Source organism: Paraburkholderia sp. MPAMCS5 (assembly GCF_036016995.1).
Taxonomy (GTDB): Bacteria; Pseudomonadota; Gammaproteobacteria; order Burkholderiales; family Burkholderiaceae; genus Paraburkholderia.
Genome location: NZ_JAYXBK010000003.1, coordinates 513,372 through 529,308, shown reverse-complemented (window position 1 = coordinate 529,308; position 15,937 = coordinate 513,372). Strand labels below are relative to the sequence as shown.

The following is a 15,937-nucleotide window of genomic DNA, read 5'->3' as shown; positions in this document are numbered from 1 at the left end:
TTGCACACGCGTCACGCGGCTCATCGCGAACGCGGGCGTCTGTATAGCCATAAACGCGGCGCACTGACGTCTTATTCCGCATGCGCAACAACGCCAGTCCGGCCTCACACAGCAGGAATAAACCGCGCCTTCTTCTCGTTCATTGACTGTCAGAACCTTTGGGCAGAGCAAGGGGCACGGTCATGAAATCTCTACTTGACGTCTTCAGCGCCGTTGCATGCAGCGCGGCCATCGCGACTCTCGTGTCATGCGGCGGCGGGTCCGGTTCGAACACTACGAACTCGCCCATCCAGTCGTCGTTTACTGTGATGGCTCTCGTGTCCGATGGCGTGGTGCCTGCCGCCCATACGGACGCGAACCTGAAAAACCCTTGGGGCGTCGCCTTCAATCCGAAAGGTTTCGCGTGGGTCGCGGACAACGGCATCGATGTCGCGACGCTCTATGACGGCAGCGGCGTGCCGCAATCGCTGGTCGTCACGATACCCGCCGGCAAGAACGGTTCGGCATCGCCCACGGGTATCGTATTCAATGGCACACAAAGCTTCCTTGTTACGGAAAACGGCAAGTCCGGCGTCGCGGCGTTCATCTTCGCCGGCGAAGGCGGCACCATCACAGCATGGGCGCCCGCCGTCGGGCCGACCAACGCGTTCGTCATGTACGACGACGGCACGGGTGGCGCCGTGTACAAGGGTCTCGCACTCGCCGCGATGAACAACAATAATCTCCTTTACGCGACCGACTTCCATAACAATAAAATCGACGTCTTTAACACCTCGTTTATCAAGGTCACGATGCCGGGCGCCTTCGCGGACCCGGCGATTCCGGCCGGCTTCGCGCCGTTCGGCATTCAGGCGATCGGCTCGAATCTGTTCGTCACTTACGCGATGCAGGACGCAGCCAGACACGACGATGTCGCGGGCGCGGGACTCGGCATGGTCGATGTGTACGACACGGCGGGAAACCTCAAGCAGCACTTTGCGACGGGCGGCCCGCTGAATGCGCCTTGGGGCATTGCGCAAGCGCCCGGCAACTTCGGTTCAATGAGTGGCGCGATACTGATCGGCAATTTCGGCGATGGCACGATTCACGCGTTCAATGCGTCGAGCGGCCTGTCGATGGGATCGCTCAATGGGCCGAGCGGCAGTCCGATTGTCGAAAACGGCTTGTGGGGCATCGCGTTCGGCAATGACCTTAGCAATCAGCCTTCCAATACGCTGTTCTTCGCGGCGGGGCCTAATAACGAAGCCAATGGCATTTACGGAAGAATCGATCTGAATACAGTGTCGAATTCGGGCTCCGGTTTTGGCTCGGGCTCGGGCTCGGGCTCGGGCTCGGGCTCGGGCAGCAGCACGAGCGGAGGGATGGGCATGGGCATGTAACGATGACCCCACCAAAGCGGCATGCGGCACTCATGCGGCACCCATGCGGCACCCACGCCGCACCAAAGCGTTTGCCATCGTCTCCAGATTCGAGCTGAACAAACCTGGCAAATTAACCGCTGAGCTTGCCTATGTTGGCGGCTTTCGCCGGGAAGACACATCAAGAGCTATCTTGCACTGCCGCGCGCCGATCTGCGCGAGCGGCTCCAGGCGCAACAGGGCACGCTGGCGCTAGGGTGTTATTGGCGCAACGCTTGCGGCGATCGCGTCCCCGACATCCCTGCGACATTCGCGCGATGATGGACGCAATGGGCGGAACGATCGAGACCGACGAGTACAGGCAGCCCGGCGAGCGGTTGCCTTTCCTCAATCCCAAACTGTGCACAAAACCGCAGCCACGTAAGCGCTGCGGACACTGGGGAATGCCTGAACTTGAGGCGTTCGCGCCGGGCGTCGTAGAATCGTCGCACATCGATTTGGGGGTCCAGCAATGTGCCTGGCTTCTCGTTGCGATTCCAGTCAGACAAGCCGGCGCCGCCCGGTGGTCTCGCGCGCCGCGTCGCGGGTCGAGGCCTGCGGTCGCCGCGCCGCTTGCGCCGCTTGCGCCGTGTTCACCGCTTTCGCTGCTTTCGTGGGCTACGCGCCATGATCCCGCTTATCTCCGTCAAGAAGCTCAGCAAGAGCTTTCCCGGCGTGCGGGCGCTTCACGACGTGCAGTTCGAGCTGATGGCGGGCGAAGTCCATGCGCTGATGGGCGAAAACGGCGCCGGTAAATCCACGCTGATGAAAATCCTCGCCGGCGTGTACACGCGCGATTCCGGTGAAATCCTGCTCGGCGCTCAGCCGGCCGAGTTCGACAGCCCGCGCGACGCCCAAGCCGCGGGCGTCGGCATCATTCATCAAGAATTGCAGCTGATGAATCATCTGAGCGTCGCGCAGAACATGTTCATCGGCCGCGAGCCGCGCGGGCGGCTCAAGCTCTTTCTCGACGAAGACAAACTCAACGCGCAGGCGCACGAGATTCTCGCCCGCATGCATGTGCATCTGGACCCGCGCGCGCTGGTCGGCGACCTGACGGTCGCGAGCCAGCAGATGGTCGAGATCGCCAAGGCCTTGTCCTTCGATTCGCGCGTGCTCATCATGGACGAGCCCACCTCCGCGCTCAACGACGCCGAAATCGCCGAACTCTTTCGCATCATCCGCGAGCTGAAAGGGCGGGGCGTCGGCATCGTGTATATCTCGCACAAGATGGACGAACTCAAGCAGATCGCCGACCGCGTCACCGTGCTGCGCGACGGCGAATATGTGGCCACCGTCGGCGCCGCCGACACGAGCGTCGCGGCGATCATCGGCATGATGGTCGGGCGCACGCTCGCCGACACCGCACCGTCCGCGCGCGCCGCAAGCGAGGGCGAACTCGCGCTGGAAGTCCGCCATCTCAATGCAGGGCCGCTCGTGAAAGACGTCAGCTTTGCGCTGCGCAAGGGCGAGATTCTGGGCTTTGCCGGTTTGATGGGCGCGGGCCGCACCGAGGTCGCGCGCGCGGTGTTCGGCGCCGATCCGCTCGAATCCGGCGAAATCTTCGTGAAAGGCGCGAAGGCGGCAATCAGAAAGCCGAGCGACGCGGTCGCGCACGGCATCGGTTATCTGTCGGAAGACCGCAAGCGCTTCGGCCTCGCGACCGGCATGGACGTGGAATCGAACATCGTCATGTCGAATCTGCGCGAATTCCTGTCGCTCAACTTTTTCCTGCGCCGCGCGCGGATGCGCCGCCGCGCGACGCATTTCATCAATCTGCTTGCGATTCGCACGCCGTCCGCCGCGCAGGAAGTGCGGCTGCTGTCGGGCGGCAATCAGCAGAAAATCGTGATCGCGAAGTGGCTGGAGCGCGACTGCGACGTGCTCTTCTTCGACGAACCGACGCGCGGCATCGACGTCGGCGCGAAAAGCGAAATCTACAAGCTGCTGCGCTCGCTCGCGGACGAAGGCAAGGCGATCGTGATGATCTCGTCGGAATTGCCGGAGATCCTGCGCATGAGCGATCGCGTCGTCGTGATGTGCGAGGGGCGCATTACCGGCGAGCTGTCCGCCGAAGACGCCACGCAGGAGCGCATCATGCATCTCGCGACGCAGCGCCAAACCCTAAAAGCGGCGTGAGCCGCAAGAGGACGCCATGACACTGCAATCGGATTCTCCGGCGCTCAGCGGCCAGGGGCGCCTGAGCGGCCTCAGAGCCCGCATCTTTTCGCCGACGGCTTTGCAGAAGCTGCTCGCGTTCGCGAGCCTGATTCTGCTGCTGGTGTTCTTCAGCTTCGCATCGCCCGCTTTCATGCAGATGGACAACATCCTCGGCATTCTGCAGGCGACGGCGGTCAACGGCGTGCTGGCGATCGCCTCCACGTTCGTCATCATCACGGGCGGCATCGACCTGTCGGTCGGCACGCTGATGACATTCACCGCGGTTATTTGCGGCGTGTTTCTCACTTACTGGCATTTGCCGATGTGGCTCGGCGTGCTGGCCGCGATCGGCACGGGCGCGATCTGCGGGACTATTTCAGGCACGCTCACGGCGAAGATGAAGATCCCGCCTTTCATCGCCACGCTCGGCATGATGCTGCTGCTCAAGGGACTGTCGCTGGTGGTCTCGGCGGACAAGCCGATCTATTTCACCGACACCGAAAACTTCTACATGATCTCGCAGGACTCGCTGATCGGCTACGTGCTGCCGAGCCTGCCCATTCCGAACGCGGTGCTGATCCTGTTTGTTCTCGCCATTGTGAGTTCGATCATGCTCAATCGCACGGCGCTCGGCCGCTATACGTTCGCGCTCGGCAGCAACGAAGAAGCGGTGCGGCTGTCCGGCGTGAACGTCGACCGCTGGAAGATCGCCATTTACGGCCTCGGCGGCGCGATTTGCGGCGTCGCGGGACTGCTCATCGCATCGCGCCTGAATTCGGCGCAGCCGGCGCTCGGCCAGGGCTACGAGCTGGAAGCCATCGCCGCCGTGGTGATCGGCGGCACGTCGCTGTCGGGCGGCTCGGGCACGATACTCGGCACCATCATCGGCGCGTTCATCATGAGCGTGCTGACCAACGGTTTGCGCATCATGTCGGTCGCTCAGGAGTGGCAGATCGTGGTGACCGGTCTCATCATCATTCTCGCTGTCTACGCCGACATCCTGCGGCGCAGAAAACGCTGACGCTCAAGCCGTAAAACATCCGCAACGGGCGGCGCGGCGCGCTGTCCCGACGGCGGAAGAAGCGGAAGAAGAAGGGTCCACACCATAGAGGAGAGTTGCCATGTTGAATCGAAAGCTATTCGGCGCGGTGGTCGGGTTGAGCGCGCTTGTCGGCGGGACGAATCTCGCGCACGCGGACGATGTCTATATTCCGCTCATCTCGAAGGGCTTCCAGCATCAGTTCTGGCAGGCGGTGAAATCCGGCGCGGAGCAGAGCGCGAAGGAGCACAACGTCAGGATCACGTTCGAAGGACCGGAAACCGAGGCGATGGTCGACAAGCAGATCGACATGCTGTCCGCTGCATTGGCGAAAAAGCCGCAAGCGCTCGGCATCGCCGCGCTCGACAGCAAGGCGGCCATTCCGCTTCTGAAGAGAGCGCAGTCCGCGAAGATTCCGGTTATCGCATTCGACTCGGGCGTGGATAGCACGATTCCGCTCACGACCTGCGCGACCGACAATCTCGCCGCGGCTGCGCTCGCCGCCGACAAGATGGCCGAGGCGATCGGCAATGCGGGCGAGGTCGGCGTGATCGTGCACGATCAGACGAGCCGCACGGGCATCGACCGGCGCGACGGTTTTCTCAACGAGATGAAGAGCAAGCATCCGAACGTGAAGATCGTTTCCGTGCAGTATGGCGCGGGCGACCATCTGAAGTCGGCGGAAATCGCGAAGGCGATGATCCAGGCGAATCCGAATCTGAAGGGCATTTTCGGCGCCAATGAAGGCTCGGCCGAAGGCGCGGCGATCGGCGTGAAGGAGTCGGGCAAGAAGCTTGTGCTGATCGGTTACGACTCGGGCAAGGAGCAGAAAGACGATATCAATTCCGGTTTGATGGCGGGCGCGATTACGCAGAACCCGGTCGGCATCGGCAAATGCGTGGTCGATTCGGCGGTGAAGGCGCTCAAGGGCGAAAAGCTGCCGAAGAAAGTCGACACGGGCTTTTACTGGTACGACAAGAGCAACATGAGCGATCCGAAGATCGCCGCCGTGCTCTACGATTGATCGCCGCCCAACCCGCCGCCGTCGAGGAGCGTGTCAGATGACCACGATCACCCAGTTGTCCGTGCGAGACATCCGGTTTCCGACCTCGCGTTCACTCGATGGCTCGGATGCAATGAACGCCGCGCCGGATTATTCGGCCACTTACGTCACGCTCGAAACGGATTCGCCGCAACGGCTCAGCGGCCACGGCCTCACGTTCACGATAGGGCGCGGCAACGAGATCTGCGTGAGGGCGGTGGAGGCGCTCGCGCCGCTCGTGGTCGGCAAGACGCTTGAGGAGATTGCCGCGAACATGGGCGCTTTCTGGCGCGAGATCACCTCCGACAGCCAGTTGCGCTGGATCGGTCCTGACAAGGGCGCGATTCATCTGGCGACGGCGGCGGTGGTCAACGCGGTGTGGGATCTGTGGGCGAAGGCGCAAGGCAAGCCGGTGTGGAAGCTGATTGTCGACATGAGTCCCGAGGAACTCGTGCGCTGTCTCGACTTCCGCTACGTGAGCGACGCGATCACGCCGCAGGAAGCGGTCGCGATGCTGCATCGTCATGTGGAGACGAAGGCCGTGCGCGAGAAGGAGATGCTCGCGCACGGCTATCCGGCCTACACGACATCCGCCGGCTGGCTCGGCTACGACGACGAGAAAATCCGCCGGCTCGCGCGCGAAGGCGTCGCGCAAGGGTGGATGCATTTCAAGCAGAAAGTGGGCGGCAATCTCGACGAAGACATGCGCCGCGCCCGCATTCTGCGCGAAGAGATTGGCGCGCACCGCAAGCTGATGATGGACGCCAATCAGGTGTGGGACGTCGACGAAGCCATTGCCAACATGCGGCGTCTCGCGCAATTCGATCCGTGGTGGATCGAGGAGCCCACGAGTCCCGACGACATCCTCGGCCACGCGGCCATCCGCGAACGGCTTGCGCCCATCGGCGTGGCGACGGGCGAGCATTGCCATAACCGCGTGATGTTCAAGCAGTTGCTGCAGGCGCGGGCCATCGACTTCTGTCAGGTGGACAGTTGCCGCCTCGGCGGACTGAACGAAGTGATCGTCGTGCTGCTGATGGCGGCGAAGTTCGGCGTGCCCGTGTGTCCGCACGCGGGCGGCGTCGGTTTGTGCGAGTACGTGCAGCATATTTCGCTGGTCGACTATATCTGCGTGTCGGCGTCGCTGGAAAACCGGGTGCTCGAATACGTGGACCACTTGCACGAGCATTTCGTCGATCCCGTGGTGATCCGCAATGGCCGCTATATGCCGCCGCAGCGGCCCGGCTACAGCATCGAAATGCATGCGGCCTCGCTCGACCGGCATGGCTTTCCCGACGGCCCGGCATGGCGCACCTGAAGCACACCTGAAGCGCACCTGCTGCCGCACACGAAGCAACAGATCGCGTGGTCGTGTAAACTCGGCGTCTCATGTCAGGCCACGTCCATGTCCCATCTGAAATACCTGAGCGGCTATCCGCCCGCGCTGCTCGACAAAGTCAACAAGCTGATCGCCGACAGAGCGCTCGGCCCGTATCTCGCTGCGCGCTATCCGAACACGCATGAGGTGCAAACCGATCGCGCGCTCTACACGTATTGCGCGGAACTGAAGCGTGACCATCTGCGCAGCGCGGAACAGATCGACAAGGTCACTTACGACAGCAAGCTCGATGTGATGCGCCACGCGTTGGGCCTGCACACCAGCATTTCGCGCGTGCAGGGCGGCAAGCTGAAGGCGAAGAAGGAAATTCGCATCGCGTCGCTCTTCAAAACGGCGGCGCCGGAATTTCTGAAAATGATCGTGGTGCATGAACTCGCGCATCTGAAAGAGAGCGATCACAACAAGGCGTTTTATCGTCTCTGCGAATTCATGCAGCCGGGCTACCATCAGATCGAATTCGATCTGCGGCTTTACCTCACGCACCGCGAGTCGATGAAGAATCAGGCCTGATTTTTCAGCTCGCGGCTGCTTTTAACGCTTCAGCCGCTGCTTTAACCCCTCCAACCGCCGACGCCTTCAACAACACCGGAATCGACTTCGAAGTCGGCGTGCCCGCGCCATCCGCCACCGACGACAACGGCACGAGCGGATTCGTCTCCGGATAGTAAGCGCCGAGGTAGCCGCGCGGAATGTCGTACTCCACGAGCAGAAAACCTTCCGCGTGACGCTCGATGCCGTCCGCCCACACACTCGTGATATCCACGCGCTGTCCGGCCGCAAAACCCAGCATCGCGATATCGTCACGGTTCGCGAACAGCACGCGGCGCTGCCCGTACACGCCGCGATAGCGGTCGTCGAGGCCGTAGATCGTCGTGTTGTACTGGTCGTGCGAACGCGTCGTCATCAAGGTCATCAGGCGCTCGCCGTGTTCCTTGCGCGCGCGATGAATCGGCGTATCGAGCGCGATTGCGTGCACGAGGAACTGCGCCTTGCCGCTCGGCGTTTTCCAGATCCGCTCGCGCGACGCCACGCCGAGATGGAAGCCGCCCGGAAGCTTCAGACGCTCGTTGTAATCGTGGAAACCGTCGATCACCTTCGCGATGCCGTCGCGAATCAGCGCGTAGTCCGCCGCATGCGCGAGCCAATCCACCTTGGTGCTGCCGAGCGTCGCATGCGCCATGCGCGCGACGATCGCGATCTCGGACAGCAGATTCTCCGAAGCCGGTTTGTTCATGCCGTACGACATGTGCACCATGCTCATCGAATCCTCGACGCTCACGCCTTGCGCCACGCCGTTCTGCAAATCGATCTCGGTGCGGCCGAGCGTCGGCAGGATCAGCGCGTCGCGGCCATGCACGAGGTGGCTGCGGTTCAGCTTCGTCGTGACGTGCACGGTCAGATCGCACGAACGCATGGCATCCCATGTGCGCGGCGTGTCCGGCGTCGCAATCGAGAAGTTGCCGCCCAGCCCGATGAACACTTTCACCTTGCGATCGAGCATCGCCTGAATCGTGTTGACGACGTCGAGCCCATGCTCGCGCGGCGGCTCGAAGCGATAGACCTCGCCGAGCCGGTCGAGAAACGCCTGTGTCGGCTTTTCCTCGATGCCGACCGTGCGGTCGCCCTGCACGTTCGAGTGTCCGCGCACCGGGCACAGACCCGCGCCGCGCCGGCCGATATTGCCGCGCATCATCATCAGGTTCGACAGCAATTGCACCGTCGCCACCGAATTCTTGTGCTGCGTGAGACCCATGCCCCACGTCGAGATGACCGCACGGCCCTTCACGTAGATGTCGGCCAGTTTCAGCACGTCCTCGAACGGCACGCCTGCTTCGGCCACGATCGTGTCCCAGCTTTCGGCACGCAGGTCGTCGGCGAAGGCCTCGAAGCCCACCGTGTGTCCGGCGATGAAGTCCACGTCGAGCACGCGCGCGAGACCCGACATCTGCGCTTCGTCGTCGAGTTCGATCACGCGCTTCGCGACGCCCTTGATCAGCGCGAAATCGCCGCCGACTTTCGGCCGGAGGAACACGGAGCTGATCTTCGTGCTGCCCATCGTCAGCATTTCCACCGGATGCTGCGGGCTCGCAAAACGTTCGAGGCCGCGCTCCTTGAGCGGATTGATCGACACGATGGTCGCGCCGCGCTTCGCGCACTCGCGCAACTCGCCGAGCATGCGCGGATGATTGGTGGCCGGATTCTGGCCGAAGATCAGAAGCGTGTCGGCGTGTTCGAAGTCGTCGAGCGTGACCGTGCCCTTGCCGATGCCGACCGTGCCCGGCAAGCCGCGGCTCGTCGCTTCGTGGCACATGTTCGAGCAGTCGGGGAAGTTGTTGGTGCCGTACATGCGCACGAACAGCTGATAGAGAAACGCGGCTTCGTTGCTCGCGCGGCCCGACGTGTAGAAGGCGGCGCGGTCCGGATCGTCGAGGCGTTTCAGATGGCTCGCGATCAGATCGAACGCTTCGTCCCAGCCGATCGGCACATAGCGGTCGAGCATCGCGTCGTAGACGAGCGGGTCGGTCAGGCGGCCGTGCTGTTCCAGCTCGAAGTCGGACTGCGCCATCAGTTCCTCGACCGTGTGCTGCGCGAAGAACGCGGGCGTCACGCGCTTGCTGGTCGCCTCGGCGGCCACTGCCTTCACGCCGTTCTCGCAGAATTCGAAGGTCGATGCATGCTCGCGGTCGGGCCACGCGCAGCCTGGACAGTCGAAGCCGTCCGGCTGATTCTGCTTGAGCAGCGTGCGGTAGTTGCCGCCCGTCACCTTTTCCTTGATCAGATTGATGGCGACGTATTTCAGCGCGCCCCAGCCGGCGGCCGGATGCTTGTACGGTTCAATTCGGGCGTCGGAACGCGATTCGCCGCGAAGGTCGGTTTTCTTCATGATGTTGCCGCACGTGGTCTTGACAAGGCTTTTCAGCCGATGGTGACAAGACTACTGTGTTCCAATCGCAGTGCAGCATACAGAAAATCAAAAAGGGAAGGGATACAGTTGTGCGCGTTTTGTCATAGACTGGCGCTTCGCACAACCCGTTGCTCGACCCACGTCCTTGAAACTGTACGAAAAGCTCGCCGATGAAATCACCGAAGCCGTGCGCCGCGGCGTGTTCGCCGCGGGCGAGCGGATTGCGTCGGTGCGCCAGGCGAGCCAGCAGCATGGCGTGAGCATCAAGACCGTGTTGCATGCGTATGCGCTGCTGGAAAGCCGCGGCATCGTCGAAACGCGTCCGCAGTCGGGCTATTTCGTGCGCGAGGGCGCGCTCGCCGCGTTCCGGCGCGAGAAGCCGCAGCCGGGCGGGAAGGCCGCGCCGCCGGCGCCGCCCGTCGCCGCCGAAGTGGACGTGAGCCGGCTCGTGCTGTCCACCTTGCGCAGCATCCGCGCGCACGATGCCGTGCCGTTCGGCTCGCCATATCCCGATCCGTCGCTGTTCCCGTGGCGGCGCATCAATCAGTACGCGAACGCGATCGCGCGCCGGCAAGCGAGCTGGAATCTGATCGACGATTTACCGCCCGGCAATCCCGAACTGATCCGCCAGATCGCGCGGCGCTACACGGAAAACGGCATGCCGGTCGATCCCGGCGAAATCGTCATCACGCTCGGCGCGACCGAGGCGATCAACCTGAGCTTGCAGGCAGTCGCGAAACCCGGCGACACGGTGGCCGTCGAGTCGCCCACCTATTACGCGATGCTGCACGCCATCGAGCGTCTCGGCATGCGGGCGATCGAGGTCGCGACGCATCCCGTCGAAGGGATCGATCTCGACGCGCTCGCCGCCGTGATCGCCGCGCAGAAGATCGCCGCCTGCATGGTGATGCCGAATTTCCAGAATCCGCTTGGTTTCCAGATGCCGGACGCGCGCAAGCGCCAGCTCGTGGAACTGCTCGCCGCGCATCAGATTCCGTTGATCGAAAACGATGTGTATCAGGAGCTGTATTTCGGCGAGACGCGGCCGTCCGCGTTGAAGAGCTTCGACACGCAAGGGCTCGTGCTGCATTGCGCGTCGTTTTCGAAGAGCCTGACGGCGTCGTACCGGATCGGCTGGGCGCTGCCGGGGCGTTACCGCGCGCAGGTCGAAAAACTGAAGTTCCTGAACACGCTGACGACGCCTTCGGTGCCGCAGGTCGCGGTCGCGGATTATCTCCGGCAGGGCGGCTATGACCGGCATCTGCGGCATGTGCGCAAGGTTTACCGGCAGCAGGCGAGCATCATGACCGCGATGGTGCGGCGCTTCTTTCCCGCCGGCACGCGCATTTCGGCGCCGCAGGGCGGCTACGTGCTGTGGGTGGAGCTACCGGAGCGCGTCGATTCCATGCGGCTCTATCAGGCGGCGCTCGCGCGCAGCATCACCGTGGGGCCAGGCATGATGTTCTCGACGCGCAACGATTTCCGCCACTTCATCCGGCTCAATTACAGTTATCCGTGGACGGCGCAGAGCGAGGCGGCGTTGAGGACGTTAGGGGAATTGGTGGCGCACATGGCGTGAGGGCGCGGCTGGCCAAACCAAAAGGAGACGAGGATGGAAGACGATATCGACCCGGCACTGTTCGCGGTGCTGACACAGCTTTGGCGCGCCTGTCAGGAAAGACCGGACGGCGCGTGGTCGCTCGCGAAACTGTCGAAGCAGGCCGGCGTGCCGATGAGCGCGCTCAGGCGGCAGTTGACGGCGCTGGTGGACGGCGGTCTCGTCGATACGAGATTCAACGAGGAGGGCACCGGCACCGCGCGTCTCACCGAGGCCGGCCAGGAGCTATGCGGGGCTGTGTTCGGCGACGGCGGCCCAGCCGGCGAAGACGACGACACGCCCGAAGAGAACGACGAGCCGCCGCCAAGGCTTCATTGACTGGCCGGTGGCTCGGGGCTGGCTTCGAGCTGGTTCGAAGCTGCCTTAGAGCTGGCTCATCCCGCCATCCACGATGATTTCCGTGCCGACGATAAACGCCGATTCCGGCGCGGCCAGATGCAGCACGGTCGAGGCGATTTCGTCCGGCGTGCCGAAGCGCCCGAGCGGCACCTGGCCGAGAATCTGCGCAGCCGTGGCTTCGAGCGCGGCGGCGTCGAGGCCGAGCTTGCCGTAAAGCGGCGTCTGCACCGGGCCGGGACTGACCACATTGACCCGCACGCCTTGCGGCAGCAATTCCGCCGACAACGTCTTCGCGAGCGAAATCAGCGCGGCCTTGCTCGCCGCATACACCGACGACGCCGGCATGCCGAGGTGCGCATTGATCGAACCGTTCATCACGATCGACGCCCCGCGATTGAGCAACGGCAACAGCGCCTGGATCTGGAAATACGCGCCCTTGACGTTGGTGTCGAAGGTCGCGTCCCACAATGCTTCGTCGACGGCGGGGAACGGCGCGAACTTCGCCGTGCCCGCGTTCACGAATACCGCGTCGAGCCGGATGCCCGCCGCGCCGATCGCGGCGGCCAGTTCGCGCGCCGACGCCACCGAGCCGGCGTCGTTAGGCAGCGCGACGGCTTGTGGGCCGAGGGCGGCGCGCGCCGATTCGAGCGCATCGGCGTCGCGGCCGGTGATGACCACGCGAGCGCCTTCGCGGGCAAAAGCTCGAGCCGCGGCGAAGCCGATACCGCTGCTGCCGCCGGTGACGAGGACCGAGTTTCCGTTAAAGCGAGTCATTCTGTTTCTCCGCAAGAGTGAAAGGGGTTGGTGTCAGGTATCTTGCGCCTCGAAAGCGCGCCTGCCGTGCCATTTCTCCGATGCACTCGTTCGGAAATGTCGAACGTGTTGCAGGGCCGCGGCCCGTTGCGCCGCCTTAGGTGCGTCCGAGCATCGCGACGCCGCAGAACCAGTCGCCGCCGCGCGGCCGGTATTTCCACTGGCGGCTGTTCTGCTGGATCACGGCCGGACACTGCTCTTCCATGACGATGCCGGGATGCGCGGCCGTGCATTGAAGCATCGCGACATCCGTGCGCGGCGCAATGCGCGAAGGCTGGGGCAGCGCCGTATCGACAGGTTCGCGCGGTTGCGCCGGCGCGGCCAGAGGAACCGGCGCGCCGGTCTGCATGCTCGCGATCAGCCGCTGAAGCTCCTCGATGCGCGTCGTGTACCACGTGCCGAGGCACTCCGCGTCGCGGCAATTCGCTTCGCGCCACGCCCATTTGCTATCGCTGTCGGTGATAAACGCATGCCGGTCTATCACTCTTCGGCGCGCTTTCCAGTAGAGTTGTCCCAGCGTATCGTCGAGGCGCGAAAGCGCCGGGTCGTTGCAGATCATTCTTTCGGTCAGCGAGCGTCCTTTATTGCAATTGAAGCTCGCGGCATGGGCGGGCAGGTGCGCGACGAGCAGCGCGGCGATCAGAAAGGGGCGGACGATTTTCATTGCGTTTCACGCGATGCAGGGTTTTTCATGCAACCGATGATCGTCCGTTCGTCCATCTTGCGGACGCCGGAAAAACGCAGCACTTGGGGCAAGTGCTTACAAGATCTTCCTTGCACGACGCGGGCGGGAGCCCGGCGGTTCGAGGCGCGGCGAGGGTGAGGGCCCAACGGCGGAGATTCCCGAGTAAATTACGGGTATACCCTGATGCGCTCCTTACCCAATCTTGCCGATGTTGGATTGGGGGGCGCATCTATGACTCGCGAAGCGACATCATGCAAGAAGGTGGAAGCGGCGTCCGAGGACAGCCGTTATTGGCCGGATATGGCTGAAGAGGTGCTGGCGTCGGAGCGCGGCGTATTGCTGCTGATTTCGCGCAACACGCCGCTGCCGGAATTACTCGATGAAGTGTGCCATCGCGCCGAAGCACTGCTCGGCGCGGGCACGTGCTGCACGATCCTGTTGCTGGACGAAGACGGCGCGCACATCAGAATGGGCGGCGCGCCGTCGCTGCCCGCGCATTTCAGCGCGGCGATCGACGGCGCGTGCATCGGTCCGCGCGCGGGCTCGTGCGGCACCGCGATGTACGAGCGGCGGCTCGTCGCCGTCGAGGACATCGAGACCGATCCGCTGTGGGTGGATTTCCGCGACCTCGCGCTGCCGCTGGGGTTGCGCGCATGCTGGTCGGTGCCGTTCGAAAACGAGGCGGGCGCCGTGCTGGGCGCGTTCGCCGTCTATCATCGCGAGCGGCGCCGGCCCACCGCGCAGGAAGAAACCATACTGCGCGACATTGGCCGCAGCGTGGGGCTCGCCGTGCATCAGGACGCCATGGCGCAGCGCCTCGCGCATAGCGAGGAGCATCACCGGCTGGTGGTCGATCATCTGATCGAGGGCATTGTCGTGCTGTCGCGCACGGGCGTCGTGCTCGCCTGCAATCCGAGCGCGCAGCGCATGCTCGGCACCGGGCCGCAGATCGTCGGGCGCAGCATCCGCACGGTGATGGTGCGCGGCTTCAACGAAGACGGCTCGCCGGTAGCCGAGGAAGAGCGGCCCACCGCGAAAGTGTTCGCGTCCGGCAAGCCGATGCTCGGCGTCACGCTCGCCATCGAACTCGTGAGCGGCGAGGTGATCTGGATCGTGCAGAACGTCGTGCCGATCCTGAAGCCGGGCGAGAGCCAGCCCGACTCCGTGCTGATTTCCTTCACCGATATCGGACCGGTGCGCGACGCGCAGCGCCAGTTAAAACGCCTCGCGACACGCGATTCGCTCACCGGGCTCTACAACCGCGCCTATCTGACCGAGCGGATGAATCGCCTGTTCGCGCCTGGCGGCCAGAACGGCACCGGCGAGCTGACGAGCGTCGCGGTGCTGTTCGTCGATCTGGACGGCTTCAAGAAGGTCAACGACACGGCCGGTCACGAGGCCGGCGACGCGTTGCTGAAGAGCGTCGCCGAGCGGCTCGCCGCGTGTGTCGGCCCCGACGACACGCTCGCGCGCGTGGGCGGCGACGAGTTCGTGATCGTGGTCAGCGCATGTGAGGACCACGATCAGTTGATCGGCCTTGCCCGCCACATCCTCGGCGCGATCGCGGTGCCTTTCGCGGTGGCGGATAACGAGTATTACCTGGGCGCGTCGATCGGCATCAGCCTCTTTCCGGAAGACGGCCAGGACGCGCCGACGCTGATGCGCAACGCCGATTCGGCGATGTATCACGCGAAGCAGCGCGGCCGCAACAACTTCCAGTTCTTTACCGCCGAGCTGAACCGGCAGTTGCAGCGCCGCTTCGTGATCGAGCAGTCGCTGCGCCGCGCGCTCGCCGGCGACGAACTGAGCCTCGTGTATCAGCCGATCGTCGATAGTCACGCCGGCCGGACCATCGGCGCGGAGGCGCTCCTGCGCTGGTACAACAGCGAGCTGGGCAATGTCTCGCCGGCCGAGTTCATTCCGGTCGCGGAAGACGCGGGCCTCATCGTCGAGATGGGCGACTGGGTGCTGGCGCGCGCCTGCGAGCAGCTCGCGCAATGGCGGCGCACGCTCGCGCCGGATCTGATCGTCGCGGTGAATCTGTCGCCGCGTCAATTCAACGAAGGTCTCGTCGAGCGGATCAAGCGCTGTCTCGAACAGTCCGGGCTCGAACCCGCCGCGCTCGAACTCGAAATCACCGAGCGGCTCTTGATGAGCGATACCGACACCGTGCTGCCCATGCTGCTCGCGCTGAGCGCGACGGGCGTGCGCATTTCCGTCGACGACTTCGGCACCGGCTATTCGTCGCTGTCTTATCTGAAGCGCTTTCCGCTGCACAACCTGAAGATCGACCGCTCTTTCGTGGCGGGCTTGCCGGATCACCGCGATTCGATTGCGATTACCCAGGCGGTGGTGGCCATGGCGCATTCGCTCGGCATGAACGTGACCGCCGAAGGCGTGGAGACGCCGGAGCAGGCGGCGTTTCTTCGCTCGATCGATTGCGACAAGCAGCAGGGCTATCTGTACAGCCGGCCGGTGGGCGCGAGCGCGTATGCGCGCGGCCTGGCCGACGAATACGCGGCGACCTGAGCCGCGCCCAG

The 15,937-nt window shown here is 63.8% G+C and carries 12 protein-coding genes; 9 read left to right on the top strand and 3 right to left on the bottom strand.

All coding sequences use genetic code 11. The features are described 5' to 3' along the window. The first annotated feature begins 182 nt into the window (after positions 1 to 182). From VOM14_RS09870 to VOM14_RS09845, 6 genes are all read left to right on the top strand, one after another. Positions 183 to 1,379 carry a TIGR03118 family protein gene (locus tag VOM14_RS09870; RefSeq protein WP_327628512.1) on the top strand — a complete coding sequence of 399 codons (1,197 nt, stop codon included), beginning with the start codon at positions 183 to 185 and terminating at the stop codon, positions 1,377 to 1,379. Between the two features lie 645 nt (positions 1,380 to 2,024). After that, positions 2,025 to 3,536, top strand: a complete 1,512-nt coding sequence (locus tag VOM14_RS09865) for a sugar ABC transporter ATP-binding protein (protein WP_327628511.1) — start codon at positions 2,025 to 2,027, stop codon at positions 3,534 to 3,536. A 16-nt stretch (positions 3,537 to 3,552) separates the two neighbouring features. Continuing rightward, the gene (locus VOM14_RS09860; protein ID WP_327628510.1) at positions 3,553 to 4,578 is read left to right on the top strand and encodes an ABC transporter permease; all 1,026 of its coding nucleotides are present in this window, start codon (positions 3,553 to 3,555) and stop codon (positions 4,576 to 4,578) included. Between the two features lie 100 nt (positions 4,579 to 4,678). Continuing rightward, positions 4,679 to 5,620: an ABC transporter substrate-binding protein gene (locus VOM14_RS09855; protein WP_327628509.1), complete on the top strand. Its 942-nt coding sequence runs from the start codon at positions 4,679 to 4,681 to the stop codon at positions 5,618 to 5,620. Positions 5,621 to 5,657: 37 nt separating this feature from the next. After that, on the top strand, positions 5,658 to 6,956 hold the full coding sequence (locus VOM14_RS09850; protein ID WP_327628508.1) for an L-fuconate dehydratase: 1,299 nt from the start codon (positions 5,658 to 5,660) through the stop codon (positions 6,954 to 6,956). A gap of 87 nt (positions 6,957 to 7,043) precedes the next feature. Next, positions 7,044 to 7,547 carry a M48 metallopeptidase family protein gene (locus VOM14_RS09845; RefSeq protein ID WP_327628507.1) on the top strand — a complete coding sequence of 168 codons (504 nt, stop codon included), beginning with the start codon at positions 7,044 to 7,046 and terminating at the stop codon, positions 7,545 to 7,547. Positions 7,548 to 7,551: 4 nt separating this feature from the next. On the opposite strand, the gene VOM14_RS09840 is transcribed toward VOM14_RS09845, so the two are convergent. Continuing rightward, positions 7,552 to 9,921 (bottom strand): FdhF/YdeP family oxidoreductase, encoded by a 2,370-nt coding sequence (locus tag VOM14_RS09840; RefSeq protein ID WP_327628506.1) that lies wholly within the window; start codon positions 9,919 to 9,921, stop codon positions 7,552 to 7,554. A 166-nt stretch (positions 9,922 to 10,087) separates the two neighbouring features. On the opposite strand from VOM14_RS09840, the gene VOM14_RS09835 reads away from it, so the two are divergent. Together VOM14_RS09835 and VOM14_RS09830 are read left to right on the top strand one after the other, a co-directional pair. Further along, positions 10,088 to 11,521, top strand: a complete 1,434-nt coding sequence (locus VOM14_RS09835; RefSeq protein WP_327628505.1) for an aminotransferase-like domain-containing protein — start codon at positions 10,088 to 10,090, stop codon at positions 11,519 to 11,521. Between the two features lie 33 nt (positions 11,522 to 11,554). Next, positions 11,555 to 11,878, top strand: coding sequence for a helix-turn-helix domain-containing protein (locus VOM14_RS09830; protein WP_327628504.1), 324 nt, complete (start codon positions 11,555 to 11,557; stop codon positions 11,876 to 11,878). Positions 11,879 to 11,923: 45 nt separating this feature from the next. Here VOM14_RS09830 and VOM14_RS09825 read toward each other — a convergent pair whose 3' ends face one another. Both VOM14_RS09825 and VOM14_RS09820 read right to left on the bottom strand, forming a co-directional pair. Further along, a complete protein-coding gene (locus VOM14_RS09825; RefSeq protein WP_327628503.1) occupies positions 11,924 to 12,673 on the bottom strand; it encodes an SDR family oxidoreductase in 750 nt (249 codons plus the stop codon). 136 nt (positions 12,674 to 12,809) lie between these two features. Next, positions 12,810 to 13,376: a lysozyme inhibitor LprI family protein gene (locus VOM14_RS09820; protein ID WP_327628502.1), complete on the bottom strand. Its 567-nt coding sequence runs from the start codon at positions 13,374 to 13,376 to the stop codon at positions 12,810 to 12,812. 252 nt (positions 13,377 to 13,628) lie between these two features. On the opposite strand from VOM14_RS09820, the gene VOM14_RS09815 reads away from it, so the two are divergent. Continuing rightward, on the top strand, positions 13,629 to 15,926 hold the full coding sequence (locus VOM14_RS09815; RefSeq protein WP_327628501.1) for a putative bifunctional diguanylate cyclase/phosphodiesterase: 2,298 nt from the start codon (positions 13,629 to 13,631) through the stop codon (positions 15,924 to 15,926). Positions 15,927 to 15,937 lie beyond the last annotated feature (11 nt).